This is a genomic window from Symbiopectobacterium purcellii (assembly GCF_019797845.1).
Classification (GTDB): Bacteria; Pseudomonadota; Gammaproteobacteria; order Enterobacterales; family Enterobacteriaceae; genus Symbiopectobacterium; species Symbiopectobacterium purcellii.
The window spans coordinates 4,339,290-4,352,438 of record NZ_CP081864.1; the positions used below are offsets into that span (position 1 = coordinate 4,339,290).

The 13,149-nt window shown below is 45.1% G+C and carries 14 protein-coding genes; 8 read left to right on the forward strand and 6 right to left on the reverse strand.

The genetic code is table 11. The features are described 5' to 3' along the window. Positions 1 to 18: 18 nt before the first annotated feature. From waaO to K6K13_RS20205, 3 genes are read left to right on the forward strand one after another with little or no spacing between them, the layout of a single operon-like run. A complete protein-coding gene (gene waaO, locus K6K13_RS20195; protein WP_222158562.1) occupies positions 19 to 1,038 on the forward strand; it encodes a lipopolysaccharide 3-alpha-galactosyltransferase in 1,020 nt (339 codons plus the stop codon). A gap of 18 nt (positions 1,039 to 1,056) precedes the next feature. Further along, positions 1,057 to 2,043, forward strand: a complete 987-nt coding sequence (locus tag K6K13_RS20200) for a glycosyltransferase family 8 protein (protein ID WP_222158563.1) — start codon at positions 1,057 to 1,059, stop codon at positions 2,041 to 2,043. A 23-nt stretch (positions 2,044 to 2,066) separates the two neighbouring features. After that, a complete protein-coding gene (locus K6K13_RS20205) occupies positions 2,067 to 3,062 on the forward strand; it encodes a WaaS/CpsH family glycosyltransferase (RefSeq protein ID WP_222158564.1) in 996 nt (331 codons plus the stop codon). A gap of 334 nt (positions 3,063 to 3,396) precedes the next feature. Here the strand turns inward: K6K13_RS20205 and K6K13_RS20210 are convergent, their stop codons facing one another. Further along, positions 3,397 to 4,158 (reverse strand): CatB-related O-acetyltransferase, encoded by a 762-nt coding sequence (locus K6K13_RS20210; protein ID WP_222158565.1) that lies wholly within the window; start codon positions 4,156 to 4,158, stop codon positions 3,397 to 3,399. A 461-nt stretch (positions 4,159 to 4,619) separates the two neighbouring features. On the opposite strand from K6K13_RS20210, the gene K6K13_RS20215 reads away from it, so the two are divergent. The 3 genes from K6K13_RS20215 to coaD all read left to right on the forward strand — a co-directional run bounded on the left by K6K13_RS20215 (position 4,620) and on the right by coaD (position 7,982). Continuing rightward, a complete protein-coding gene (locus tag K6K13_RS20215) occupies positions 4,620 to 5,411 on the forward strand; it encodes a glycosyltransferase family protein (RefSeq protein WP_222158566.1) in 792 nt (263 codons plus the stop codon). A 773-nt stretch (positions 5,412 to 6,184) separates the two neighbouring features. Then, positions 6,185 to 7,471, forward strand: coding sequence for a lipid IV(A) 3-deoxy-D-manno-octulosonic acid transferase (waaA, locus tag K6K13_RS20220; RefSeq protein ID WP_222158567.1), 1,287 nt, complete (start codon positions 6,185 to 6,187; stop codon positions 7,469 to 7,471). Between the two features lie 22 nt (positions 7,472 to 7,493). Continuing rightward, positions 7,494 to 7,982, forward strand: a complete 489-nt coding sequence (coaD, locus tag K6K13_RS20225) for a pantetheine-phosphate adenylyltransferase (RefSeq protein WP_222158568.1) — start codon at positions 7,494 to 7,496, stop codon at positions 7,980 to 7,982. A gap of 51 nt (positions 7,983 to 8,033) precedes the next feature. Here coaD and K6K13_RS20230 read toward each other — a convergent pair whose 3' ends face one another. From K6K13_RS20230 to radC, 5 genes are all read right to left on the reverse strand, one after another. Further along, complete coding sequence (locus tag K6K13_RS20230) at positions 8,034 to 8,831, reverse strand: glycosyltransferase family A protein (RefSeq protein WP_252120363.1); 798 nt, start codon at positions 8,829 to 8,831, stop codon at positions 8,034 to 8,036. Positions 8,832 to 9,011: 180 nt separating this feature from the next. Next, entirely contained in the window at positions 9,012 to 9,821 is an 810-nt protein-coding gene (gene mutM / locus K6K13_RS20235; protein WP_222158570.1) for a bifunctional DNA-formamidopyrimidine glycosylase/DNA-(apurinic or apyrimidinic site) lyase, read from the reverse strand. Positions 9,822 to 9,902: 81 nt separating this feature from the next. Next, positions 9,903 to 10,070: a 50S ribosomal protein L33 gene (gene rpmG, locus K6K13_RS20240; RefSeq protein ID WP_026738454.1), complete on the reverse strand. Its 168-nt coding sequence runs from the start codon at positions 10,068 to 10,070 to the stop codon at positions 9,903 to 9,905. A gap of 11 nt (positions 10,071 to 10,081) precedes the next feature. Then, positions 10,082 to 10,318, reverse strand: coding sequence for a 50S ribosomal protein L28 (gene rpmB, locus K6K13_RS20245; RefSeq protein WP_195314938.1), 237 nt, complete (start codon positions 10,316 to 10,318; stop codon positions 10,082 to 10,084). 238 nt (positions 10,319 to 10,556) lie between these two features. Continuing rightward, positions 10,557 to 11,219, reverse strand: a complete 663-nt coding sequence (radC, locus tag K6K13_RS20250; protein WP_222158571.1) for a RadC family protein — start codon at positions 11,217 to 11,219, stop codon at positions 10,557 to 10,559. A gap of 198 nt (positions 11,220 to 11,417) precedes the next feature. Between radC and coaBC the strand changes: the two genes are divergently transcribed. Together coaBC and dut are read left to right on the forward strand one after the other, a co-directional pair. Next, a complete protein-coding gene (gene coaBC, locus K6K13_RS20255; RefSeq protein WP_252120364.1) occupies positions 11,418 to 12,662 on the forward strand; it encodes a bifunctional phosphopantothenoylcysteine decarboxylase/phosphopantothenate--cysteine ligase CoaBC in 1,245 nt (414 codons plus the stop codon). Then, a complete protein-coding gene (dut, locus tag K6K13_RS20260) occupies positions 12,631 to 13,089 on the forward strand; it encodes a dUTP diphosphatase (RefSeq protein WP_222158572.1) in 459 nt (152 codons plus the stop codon). Before coaBC ends, dut begins: the two co-directional genes overlap by 32 nt. The last annotated feature ends 60 nt before the right edge of the window (positions 13,090 to 13,149 follow it).

Sequence of the window (13,149 nt, forward strand, 5' to 3'; positions counted from 1 at the left end):
ACGTAAAATGGTGAAAGCATGTATTTTACCCCTCAAACAGTGATTATCAATAAGCTGATTTTAAACGAAAATATATCGTTAGACGCGTCGAAAAAAACGCTAGACGTCGCCTATGGAATTGACAAAAATTTCATTTTTGGTTGCGGGATATCTATAGCATCTATTTTACTGAACAATAAGCAAACAAATTTTACATTTCATGTTTTCACTGATTTTTTTGATAAAAAAAATAGAGAAGAATTCACTAAACTAAGTCATCAATACAATACTCAAATCATAATTTACATTGTGAATTGCGACGAACTAAAGTCACTTCCCAGCACCAAGAATTGGTCTTACGCCACATACTTCAGATTTATCATTGCCGACTATTTTTACGAAATAAAAGACAAAATTCTTTATCTCGATGCCGATATCATCTGTAACGGCAACGTAGATGAATTAGTTGAACTAGAACTGGACAACCATCTTGCCGCGGTAGTAACTGAAGGCGAGAACCCTTGGTGGACCAAGCGGGCGCAAGCGCTGGGAGATGATCGAATCAGCGCAGGTTATTTTAATGCAGGCTTTCTGTTGATCAATGTTGCTCAATGGGGAAAAGAAGATATTAGTCGTCAAGCCATGACGTTGCTTGACAATGATGAGATCAAAAATAGAATTTCTTTTTTAGATCAAGACATTCTAAATATGCTGTTTGTTGATAAAGTTTTGTTCCTTTCAAAGAAATACAATAACCAATATAGCATTAACTACGAACTAAATAAAAATAAAGACACAACACACTTTATTACAGACAACGTCATCTTTATTCATTATATCGGGCCAACAAAACCTTGGCATGAATGGGCTGATTATCCTAACAGTCACTATTTTCAAATCGCGAAATCGCATTCTCCTTGGGAAAATTCACCGCTGGAAAAAGCAAGATCGTCAAATCAACTAAGATACTGCGCCAAACATTATGCTCATAAAGGGAATATATTTCCATCGTTGATGAGCTACGCTAAGTATTTTACGAAGAAATTACTAGCCCGATAATTACGCAAGAGAGTGAATATGTATTTTGATAAATCAGCCATTGTAGAGCGAACGGTTGATATTATTGGTAACAATTCAGCGGTCACGTTCTTTAATATCGCCTATGGCATAGATAAAAAATTTATGTTAGGTGCCGCTATTTCCGCAACGTCAATTGTCATCAATACTACTGTCCCGTTGGCATTTCATTTTTTCACAGACTATATTGACAGTGAGACCATATCCCGCTTTGAAGCCATGGCGAATCGGCATCATGTTAATATTCACATCTATAAAGTCAATACCACGTTATTAGCTGATCTGCCACAAGATAAATGGCCTTGCTCTGCGTATTTTCGCCTTATAGCCTTTGATTATCTTACAGAGAAGCTAGATACCTTGCTGTATCTTGATGCTGATGTGATGTGTAAGAACAACCTGGCAGAATTATCCACTCTCGATTTTAAAACTAACATATGCGCAGTAGTACCAGATATTAGTACCATCCAGGAACAATGTGCACTTCGCTTAGAAAACCCAGCAATGAAGACTGATTACTTCAATTCAGGCGTAATGTTTACGCACCTGAAAAACTGGACAGCGAATCAACTCACAGCAAGAACGCTGGCGTTTATTAAAGAAAACACAACACTAAAATATCCAGATCAAGATGCTCTTAATATTCTGTTGTGTGGCAAAACAATTCTCTTACCGCGAAAGTTCAATTGTATCTACAGTATCAAAAGCGAGCTTCAAGATAAGACACACCTAAAATTTAAAAAAATTATTAATGACGAAAGTGTATTTATCCATTATGTCGGTACGACAAAACCGTGGAGCGCATGGGGACAATATCCATCAACGGTTTATTTTCAAACCGCCTACAAGGCATCCGCATGGCATGATGTCAAACTGCTAACGCCAGCAAATGCATTACAATGGAAGAAAAAATCTAAGCATGCATTTAGAAAATATCACTTTCTGGATGGTATTCTCGCTAGAATTGCCTATTACTATTTAAAATAATTTTTCACTCCAGAGAATATTTTATGAATATCTACTTTATTGAGTGGAATGCTAATTATGAAAAATTAATGCTTGCAAATTTATCAGAACTTGGCATAAAAGAAAAAAACAATGTGATGAAACACTTCACAAAAAACAATATTAAATTAAAAAAACTCGGCATCAGCAACAAATTATTCGTAAAAATACATCATTTCCTAAAGCTGCGAGAAATTAAGCACGATGATTTGATTATTTGCAATGGCTTTAGTGTTTTAGGCTGTCTGGATTTAATAAAAAGCATCGACTGCAAGAAGGTGTTGATCATTCGTGATACCATCGTTCATCTTGAAAAAGGGATGAAAGAAAATAAAAAATGGCTCCTTCCAAAAGATGAATTCATCAATACCGTTCGGGATCAATTTGATATAATCTATAGCTTCGATCCTGATGACTGCAAAAATTTCAATTTAACCTTTCTAAATCAATTTTTACCCTACACGAACAAAAATGTCTCGGATATTTTGAAAGACACAAATTCAACACTATCGAATGAGAAATCGTGCTTTTTTATTGGTGAATATAGAAAGGAAAGAGAAACTTATCTTTATGAAATTCATGATTGTTTAAACAGTGTCAATTACCAAGCTGATTTTTATTTATTCGACAAGAAAAAACAATCTAAGAATTACCCGTCGTTCTGTAAAAATGAATCGCTGAGCTATGATGAGAATGTAAGAAAAGTGATTAAAAGTGATGTCATCATAGAAATAAATCATGCCGGACAGAAGGGTGTCACATTACGTGCCATAGAAGCGCTGGTCTTTGATAAAAAATTAATAACCAATAATGTACACATTATGGAATATGATTTTTATAACCCAGACAGATTTTTTATATTATCACACGATGATATAAAATTATTACCTAATTTCCTCGACAAAAAAACAACGCCTACTTCAGATTCAATAACGAATAAATACAGCGCTGATTATATGGTCAACACAATCATGGCTGATGTTTATCATTTAGAAAAATAATTGCCCTGCAAAAAAAGTGCGGTGTGATATTGGCGCATTGAAGATATTTTTTGATGACATATTTAACGCTTTTACCGCCAGCCACCGTTTACTCCCCCAGCGATGATCGAACAATAGCCAATATCGATACTTCAAGCCCTTTACACCGTTCTACTTTACCCTTAATCCCACCGATGTTCTGGCCATGTACGGGGCTGTAGGGCTCTCCCTATCGTCGTCGCTGGAGTGGCCCCCTCCCGGTTTTACCACCATCAATACGGATATTCTTCGTTATCTTCGGTGCACTCATCGCCTTCTCATACGATGACTTCTGACTACGTTCCTAAAAGAAAAATTAACACAATGATTTAAAAACATCTGATAAATGAATTTTTTTGTATTCTTGCTTAGATATATCACCCATGGAGATTTTCTTTTCAAGGCTCTCCACAAATTCATTGATATTCATTTTTTGATGAGGAAGGTCAGAGGGTTTGTAATTCCACCACTCGAGCGATAATAACTTTTGAATGACATCATTCTCAAATCTAAATCGAATTACTCTTGCTGGAACTCCACCGACGATAGCATAGGGGGGAACATCTTTCGTGACCACAGATCTCGCAGCAATAACCGCCCCATGACCAACTGTAATCCCTGTTTTCAAGGTCACATCTTCACCAATCCACACATCGTTGCCGATTATTGGTGCGGGCCGATGTAATTTTTCATATTCAGTTGGTGTTACATTGGCCATTTTGGCTTCAACATCTATATAGGTAAACAAATGACTGGTAAATCGATCGGTGGGGTGGTCAGGCCCCATTACTTTTACTCCCCCTGCGATGCTACAGAATCGGCCTATCTGAGTGTCACCACGTAACCGACTGTTAGCATAGGAAAACGCACCCATTGAGCAAAAACTACGTTGGGGCATAGTGGCGAAGCTTTCAACCCAAACGTTCTGGGTTATTTTAACGCTCGGGCCTTTTTGAAATAACAGCAGATTTCTGGTTTTATAAACACCTTTAATATTGAATGGCTGTTGAAGAAAAATATTTTCTGAGATGCAAAAATCGTCGTGACGTTTCGTCCATCTAAATTTAAAAGGATCCATCTGCTTTTGCTCCACCGGCCGTAAATCGTAAATATTATGTCAGTATAACGCCAAGATTGCGTTAATGTCATAAGGTTTCTCTCGGTTGTTAGTTTATTGTTCTGCCTGGCCGCCCTGCTAGGTGTTGCGCTTTTGCCATCCGGTACACGTTCTCACGCGTCCTTAACACCCGATGGTTTTCCCCCTGGAGTTGGCCATTGGTTCATTTAACGGTGTTGATGGCTTTAATCGGGAAACACGGGCTCTCGGCATTGACTTACACCTACCGGTTCATCGTGATGTATGAGCATTAAAGCGGAGGGAGTACGGTGCAATTGATGGCGTTCGGGTTCGCAGTGACCACCTGGACAAATCGAAACCTATACTGAGTATGACGGGTATAGAACACTTTCCAGATTCAACACGGCGAATTATACTAGCTTGCTGGGATCGGTATGGATTTTTATTGAGAGGCTGAGTTCATGGTTTTCTGGAAAAAATTAAGAGACTACATTAAAAACAAAGCATTGAATGAGATGGCCACTGAGCTAAAAACAGCTATAAATGGTATTGATGTGCCAATACTAATAATATCATATAATAATTATGTGTATGTGGAAAATATGACCTTGCAGCTGAATAGACTGGGGGTCGTACCAATAATCATTGATAATAATTCAACAGACAGTGATTCACGTAAAGCCCTGAACGATTTAAACGACAGTAAAAAGGCACGAGTTATTTTTGGGAAGTTTAATTTTGGATATAGAGTAGGTTTTATGTCTCCGATTTATGAGACGTTGCCTAATTTCTTTGGTTATACCGATCCTGACTTGGCGTTTGAGGATAATATTCCTGAAAGCTTTGTGGAGGATTTTATTAACCTTACGGAAAAATATGAAATATATAAGGTGGGTTGTGCTTTATCACTTTCAAAAGAAATAGGAAAGGATTTGTACATGACAACACCTAAACAACGCAAGCCATTCTATGTTGCGCCTAAAAAATTTACAGTAGCCGAATGGGAAAGTAGATTTTGGAATATGCAAATTAACGATGATTTGTTTGAGTTATATGCTGCCCCCATTGATACAACATTTGCCATTTATAATAAAAAATATTACTTCAATAATTTACTCGATGCAATACGGGTTGCTGGTCGTTATTCTGTTACCCATTTACCTTGGCATCCTGATATTGATATCATGAATAAAGAACAGAGTTTAGCTTATTATCAAAATAACAACTCTAATTCATGGCGGACAAAAAAATAATCTGCTGGTAATTACCAATAGCATATTTATGTTGTTTTTATTGAATTTATTACACGGCGTGATAGGGGTTCTCCCTCATGATATAGGTGCAGATCATGCATCGGAACGCTGCGATCGAGGTCGCGGAGCGTCTGTAATGAAGTCTGCCTTTATTGGACCGTATCTGGCAGTGAGAAACCTCGTATCCGAGGCGACATGCTGAGATGCTCCTTTCGGTGACGACGTGGGGTTGTCTGTATTGCGCATGGGTATACCATTCACGCTCAGGCAACCAATCAGATCATCGGCCGATATATCGAATCGCGGCACGTTCTCTTGAAAACGATAGGTATCGTCGATAATGCAGCGCAACAACGCTTTCATCAACGTTACTGATAACTCAGAAGCCGTTACCAGAACTCGCGAGTACGCACATTTAAGAATAACGCCACCGCCCACATTGTCATAAAAAAATACCCTGCCCCGTTACGTACAAGTCAACAATTTAAAATTCGAGCGTGGCGATAACTCCAGAAAATTTAAAATTCCAATGTTAATTAAGGCGATGGAGAAATATTTCCAGAAAAGAAATTTCAGATGTGCAGCATAAATAGTTATTTTATGCAAATAATCAACTAACCACCTCAGGTATATTTATCATATTTTTATCACCAGTTTACATTTTCATGTGTATTTACAGCTTAATTAACAGGGACATCTCGATAAATCCATAGCCTTGCTCTTATTTACGCGATAAAATCCCCCCAGCGATAACCTAATAAGAGCCACTAGAGATGCTACAAACCCTTTACACCATCTTGCTTTACCTCGTTCAACCATTAATCTGGCTCCGTCTGTGGCTAAGAGGACGCAAAGCGCCCGCATATCGTCGCCGCTGGAGTGAACGCTATGGATTCTGTGCGGAGAAGGTCAAACCCAACGGTATCATGCTGCATTCGGTCTCTGTTGGTGAAACATTGGCGGCCATTCCCCTGGTCAGAGCGCTTCGTCACCGCTACCCTTCTTTGCCGATTACAGTCACCACCATGACGCCGACCGGTTCAGAGCGTGTCCGCTCCGCCTTCGGCAATGATGTCTATCATGTGTATCTGCCTTACGATCTCCCCTGCGCCCTTAAGCGCTTCTTCGATCAGGTGAACCCAAAACTGGTGATCATCATGGAAACCGAACTGTGGCCAAACCTGATCACTGAACTGCATCGCCGTGATATCCCGCTGGTTATCGCTAACGCACGGCTTTCTGAACGCTCAGCGGCAGGCTATAAAAAAATCGGATCGCTGACACGCAGTATTTTGCGTCGAACGACCTTGATCGCCGCTCAAAACCAAGAAGACGGTGAACGCTTTATCGACCTCGGTTTACCGCGCTCGCACCTGGCTGTCACTGGCAGTTTGAAATTTGATATTTCTGTCACACCGGAATTAGCGGCCAGAGACGTGGCACTACGGCGTCAATGGGCTTCGCGGCGCCCGGTGTGGATTGCAACCAGCACGCATGAAGGTGAAGAGGCGATTATTTTGGCCGCGCACCGTGAATTGCTAAACCGGTTTCCTGATTTGCTGTTGATTCTGGTACCTCGTCATCCAGAGCGTTTCCCGACAACTCAGGCACTTACCCAGAGTCTGGGGTTTAGCTACACCCTGCGCAGCAGTGGCGACGTCCCTGCGGCAAACACACAAGTGGTGATTGGCGATACCATGGGTGAGTTGATGATGCTGTATGGCATCGCTGACATCGCTTTTGTCGGTGGAAGCCTGGTGGAACGGGGAGGTCATAACCCCCTGGAACCTGCGGCACATGCCATCCCTGTACTCATGGGCCCGCATACGTTTAACTTCAAGGATATTTGCCTTAAATTGTCAGAAGCTGGCGGTTTGATCACCGTGAAAGATACTGACAGTATTGTCAAAGAAGTGAACAGCTTGCTGACGGATGAAGATTACCGACTCTATTATGGGCGACACGCCGTAGAAGTGCTGCACCAGAATCAGGGAGCACTTCAGCGCTTGCTCACATTGCTGGAGCCCTATCTTCCTCCGCGAGCAAACTCATCTATCTAACCCACTGGTGTTAAGGATTCCCATGGCGACCAAAGCAATCTACCCAGGTACCTTCGATCCCTTAACCAATGGGCATCTGGACCTGCTCACCCGCGCTTCACGTCTGTTTGATCATCTCGTGTTAGCCATTGCCGCCAGCCCCAGTAAAAACACGATGTTCAGTTTGGATGAGCGTGTCACATTAGCGCGGCAGGCAACGCAACATTTGACGAATGTTGAGGTAGTGGGGTTTTCCGATCTTATGGTGCATTTCGCGCAACAGCAGCGCGCGAATGTGCTAATTCGCGGGTTACGTGCAGTATCGGATTTTGAATATGAGCTTCAGTTGGCAAAAATGAATACTCACTTAATGCCAACCCTGGAGAGCGTGTTCCTGATGCCATCGGAAGCATGGTCATTTATCTCTTCCTCTCTGGTCAAAGAGGTTGCCCGCCACGGAGGGGATGTCTCGCACTTTCTTCCCGATGCGATTGGCTCAGCGCTTAAGCAAAAGCTGGCGCAGGGTAAATAAGGCATCATCCGGCGGGCAGAGGGGTTCTTCCGCCGGAAAATGGCAACATGATTAACGCGCCATAGCACCGCATAGATAGCGGAACCACCACAGTGGACGCCACCATGTCTTTAACGGAGGCAATGCCGCTGGCATTACGTTGTTACGGTATTTAATTTCCCAAGTAAAGTTGAGAAAAATACGGCTTTGCCCATATTCATCACCGAACAAGCTACATTCTTGCTTCTTACGCTTATCAATCGGCGTATTGGCGGAAAGGTCGCGGTGTAACGTATGGTAACTCTCTTCCCGGTCCACATCCCGTTCAAAACAACGAATGTTCTTCGGCAGGTAATGTTGGCGCGAACCTTGGTATTTCTGGTATTTAACGAAGCGGAAATCTTCTGAGCCATAATTTCCGGCAAACTCCTCGTCATAGCCAAAGAAACGCATAAAGCGCGCACGCGACATAAAGAACGTGTTCGGATGACCATAATACCTGTCGCCCACGTTACACACTTGGCCGCGTTTTTTGATGCCGTCTTCACGACTTTCCCGATAGATTTTGTAAAAATTGCGGCCTGGATTACGGCAATTGATCAAATAGCGGAATGAGGATTCCGGCAATTCGTGGTCAAGATCGGTGATAAAAATTTTGTCAGACTTAGCGTAAGTCACCCCTAAATTGCGTGCGCCAGCCTGGTTCCATGGAATATCTTCATTAATACGCAGCCAGGTGATGTTCAGAACAAACGTGCCAATGTCGTACTTAATCGGTGAACCGTCATCAACAATAACGAACTCAACCGCAGTTCTGATATCTTCCGGCAACTGCTCATACAGCCGCAGCAACGAAAATACGGAATCCATATTGTCCTGATTGCAGTAAAAGTGCGTAACGTAGGTTAACTTTATATGCTGCTTATCAAGCGGATGCCGTGCGGCAGTAGCGTACTCGTGGTTCACCGATAAAATCCTCAGTTTTGTAATCTTGTTGGTGCTTTTCCAGATTCGCCCTTTAAACGGCAACCTGGCGTTATTTACCCAGTATCACTTCTGGCAGCAACGACAATAAAATGTACTACGCTGCCCATGTTTTTTCGTTAACAACGGCGTTCCGCATACGCGGCAACGTTCCCCCGCACGACCATAAACCTGCAATTCCTGCGCAAAATACCCCGGTTTACCATCTGATTGTAAAAAATCCCTTAACGTCGTCCCGCCTTGCTCAATCGAACGCTGTAGTACCTGCTTTATCGACTGAACGAAATGCGCAGATTCTGATTCGCTCAGCGAGCCTGCCGCACGATCGGGATGAATACCCGCCATAAAAAGGGATTCGCTGGCATAAATGTTTCCTACGCCAACCACTACCTTGTTATCCATCACCCACTGCTTAATCGCCGTGTGTTTACCGCGAGAACGTTGGTAGAGATAGTCGGGGGAGAATTCCTCACTCAAGGGTTCCGGGCCAAGATGAGCAAGTACGCTACTGGTTTCAAGATCCGTCGTCCATAACCAGGCACCAAAACGTCGGGGATCGGTATAACGCAGGACATGGCCGTTGTCCATGACCATATCCACATGATCGTGCTTATCGGGAGGGAGATATTCCGGCAGAATACGTAAGCTGCCAGACATGCCCAAATGTACAATAATCCAACCGTCAGGCAGTGCAAACAGCAGGTATTTTGCCCGGCGCGCTATGCTCAAAATAGGCTGGTCACTCAACGCGAGGATCTCGTTGGACACGGGCCAACGCAAGCGGGGATTACGCACGTCAACGTGCAGGATAGTGTGTCCGACAAGATAGGGGGATATCCCGCGGCGGCTCGTTTCGACCTCTGGTAATTCCGGCATTTTCTCCTCCTGAACACGCCCGCGGCTAACGTAGCATAAAAAAACCCGGCCTTGGCCGGGTTTTTAATAAGTCCACTAAAATTACTTGATTTTAGCTTCTTTATAGATCACATGCTGACGGACAACCGGATCGAATTTCTTCAGTTCCAGTTTTTCCGGCTTAGTGCGCTTGTTCTTCGTCGTCGTGTAGTAATGACCAGTACCGGCAGAAGAAACCAGCTTGATCTTCTCGCGAACACCTTTAGCCATGATTCAGTTCCTTAGTACTTTTCACCACGGGTACGCAGATCGGCCAGGACCGCTTCGATACCCTTCTTATCGATAACACGCATACCTTTAGCAGATACGCGCAGCGTTACAAAGCGTTTTTCGCCTTCAACCCAGAAACGATGGGAATGCAGGTTCGGCAGAAAACGGCGTTTGGTCGCATTCAGTGCGTGGGAACGGTTATTACCGGTCACCGGACGCTTGCCAGTAACTTGGCAGACTCGGGACATGTCTATTCTCCAAAAATCAAATCAGCTCGAGCTTCGTAGAGGATGTTGGCCGCCTCGTCAGGCTTTAGAGCCCATCTCAGCAGCTTTACAAGTAAAGATGCTGTCATCAGGGTAAACCTGCTGAGATAGGCTCTTAACGCCACACCCAAGATTCTCAAAGGTGGCGTAGTATACGCTCTAGCGCGGATGTGCTCAAGTCCCGAGCAGCGAAAGATCTCTAAGGATCGCGGAAAATATGCTAAATCCAGCCTCGCTCGGCAAATGACACGTACTCACCACGCCCAATTACCAGGTGATCGAGGACGCGAATGTCCATCAATGCGCATGCCTGAATAATATGCGTCGTTATCATACGATCGGCGCTACTCGGCTCCGCATCCCCGGAAGGGTGATTATGCGCCAGAATGAGCGCTGCCGCATTGGCTTTTAACGCTTCACGCACAATTTCTCTCGGGTGCACCTCGACGCTGGCAATAGTACCGGCAAACATCTCTTGATGTCGAATCACACGGTGCTGATTATCGAGAAATAGCACGGTAAAAATCTCTCGCGCTTGATGAGCCAACGCCGATTGCAGGTATCGCAGGGTCAGATCGGGATTCAGCATCGCTTTTTCTTTCACCAAACGCGTGGCGTAGAGTCGCAGCGCCAACTCCGCTACCGCCTGAAATTGCACAAATTTAACAACGCCCATCCCTTTCACGGCGCAAAATGTTCGTTGCTCTGCCATCATGACATGGTAGAGGGAGCCAAAATGATGCAGCAGTTGCTCTGACAAGGCCATCACGTGGACACCCGGCAACCCAGTGCGCAGAAAAATGGCCAGCAGTTCCACATCCGTAAGCGCTTCAGCCCCCGAAACAATAAGCTTTTCACGCGGAGCCTGATCGTCAATCCACACCGTTGCGCCTCCTTTCCATCGTTACCCTATCATGGCAGGCTCGCGGTGACGCGGCGAGAGCTCAAGCAAACACCTGCATAACCTCACGCAAGACGTCCTGCAACAAAGCGTCATGAACATACACAAACGCGAGCAAGATTCCGCTCATCCGGCAAGGTTATGATAAAATGTTTCCTCTTAGGCGTTAATCGGACAAAGATGATGACGGGATTTTCCAATCAGCCTGGGCTCTCCGGTAAAAAAATCGTGCTCGGCATCAGCGGCGGTATCGCCGCTTACAAGTGCCCAGAAATTGTCAGGCGTTTGCGCGATCGCGGTGCAGAAGTCCGCGTGGTAATGACACCTGCCGCCAAGGCATTTATTACACCGCTCACGCTTCAGGCGGTCTCAGGATACCCAGTATCAGACGATCTGCTCGATCCTGCGGCCGAGGCGTCGATGGGGCACATTGAGCTGGGAAAATGGGCAGACCTGGTTATTCTTGCTCCCGCAACGGCAGATGTGATTGCACGTTTAGCCGCCGGCATGGCTAACGATTTGCTCACCACGCTTTGTCTGGCAACGGCAGCCCCCATCGCTATTGCACCTGCCATGAATCAACAGATGTATCGCGCGACGCCAACACAGGATAATCTCGCCACCTTGGCACGGCGCGGTGGCTTGGTGTGGGGTCCCGACAGCGGCAGTCAGGCCTGCGGTGATGTGGGTCCTGGTAGAATGATTGATCCGTCGGCGATCGTTGAACTTGCCGACGGATACTTCTCGCGCGTCAACGATCTGCAACATCTCAACATTATGATCACGGCGGGGCCAACGCGTGAGGCGCTTGATCCGGTACGTTTCATTACCAATCACAGTTCCGGCAAGATGGGATTTGCCATCGCTCAAGCGGCGGCAGAGCGTGGCGCTCACGTGACACTGGTCACCGGTCCTGTGTCATTACCAACACCCGCTGGCGTTCAGCGCATTGACGTAACCAGCGCGTTGGACATGCAGCAAGCGGTGATGTCTCATGCGGCACAACAGCAGATTGTCATAGGCTGTGCCGCCGTAGCCGATTACCGGGCTAAACAGATAGCCAACGACAAAATTAAAAAACAGGGTGATGAAATCAGTATCACACTGGTTAAAAACCCAGATATTATTGCCGGGGTTGCAGCCATGTCAGCGGGTCGCCCTTTCGTCGTTGGATTTGCTGCCGAAACCCAGAATGTGGAAGAATACGCGCGACAAAAACTGACGCGTAAAAATCTGGATCTGATTTGCGCGAATGATGTTTCCCTTTCAGGGCAGGGATTCAACAGTGACACCAACGCGTTGCAGCTGTTTTGGCCGGAGGGTGACACCCGTTTACCTCTGTGCGAAAAGCGCCTCCTTGGCCAACATTTAATCGATGAGATTGTCCGCCGTTATGATGAAAAAAATCGACGTAAAAATTCTTGATGCACGCATTGGTCAACAGTTCCCGTTACCGACCTATGCCACCGCAGGCTCGGCTGGCCTTGACCTTCGGGCTTGTATTGATGAAGGGATCGCGCTATCCGCTGGCGAGACGATACTGGTGCCAACGGGTATCGCTATCCATATCGCCGATCCCAGCCTGGCTGCTGTGATCCTCCCTCGCTCAGGGCTGGGGCATAAGCACGGTGTGGTTTTAGGTAATCTGGTTGGTCTTATCGACTCTGATTATCAGGGGCAATTGATGGTTTCCGTTTGGAACCGTAGCCAGCAAGCCTTCACTATCGAACCCGGTGAACGCCTCGCGCAGATGGTGTTTGTTCCCGTCGTTCAGGCCGAATTCAACATTGTCGATGATTTTGTAGGAACAGAACGAGGAGAAGGCGGCTTCGGCCATTCTGGTCGTCGTTGATTCGAAAAGGGGTATACCCTGCGTTGCCCTTGGACACGCGGCCAATCGCGTGTCTTTGTA

Coding starts and splice junctions, on each gene's coding strand:
- waaO (WP_222158562.1), top strand. CDS start 19: ATGTATTTTACCCCTCAAACAGTGATTATCAATAAGCTGATTTTAAAC.
- K6K13_RS20200 (WP_222158563.1), top strand. CDS start 1,057: ATGTATTTTGATAAATCAGCCATTGTAGAGCGAACGGTTGATATTATT.
- K6K13_RS20205 (WP_222158564.1), top strand. CDS start 2,067: ATGAATATCTACTTTATTGAGTGGAATGCTAATTATGAAAAATTAATG.
- K6K13_RS20210 (WP_222158565.1), bottom strand. CDS start 4,158: ATGGATCCTTTTAAATTTAGATGGACGAAACGTCACGACGATTTTTGC.
- K6K13_RS20215 (WP_222158566.1), top strand. CDS start 4,620: ATGGTTTTCTGGAAAAAATTAAGAGACTACATTAAAAACAAAGCATTG.
- waaA (WP_222158567.1), top strand. CDS start 6,185: ATGCTACAAACCCTTTACACCATCTTGCTTTACCTCGTTCAACCATTA.
- coaD (WP_222158568.1), top strand. CDS start 7,494: ATGGCGACCAAAGCAATCTACCCAGGTACCTTCGATCCCTTAACCAAT.
- K6K13_RS20230 (WP_252120363.1), bottom strand. CDS start 8,831: ATGGATTCCGTATTTTCGTTGCTGCGGCTGTATGAGCAGTTGCCGGAA.
- mutM (WP_222158570.1), bottom strand. CDS start 9,821: ATGCCGGAATTACCAGAGGTCGAAACGAGCCGCCGCGGGATATCCCCC.
- rpmG (WP_026738454.1), bottom strand. CDS start 10,070: ATGGCTAAAGGTGTTCGCGAGAAGATCAAGCTGGTTTCTTCTGCCGGT.
- rpmB (WP_195314938.1), bottom strand. CDS start 10,318: ATGTCCCGAGTCTGCCAAGTTACTGGCAAGCGTCCGGTGACCGGTAAT.
- coaBC (WP_252120364.1), top strand. CDS start 11,418: ATGATGACGGGATTTTCCAATCAGCCTGGGCTCTCCGGTAAAAAAATC.
- dut (WP_222158572.1), top strand. CDS start 12,631: ATGATGAAAAAAATCGACGTAAAAATTCTTGATGCACGCATTGGTCAA.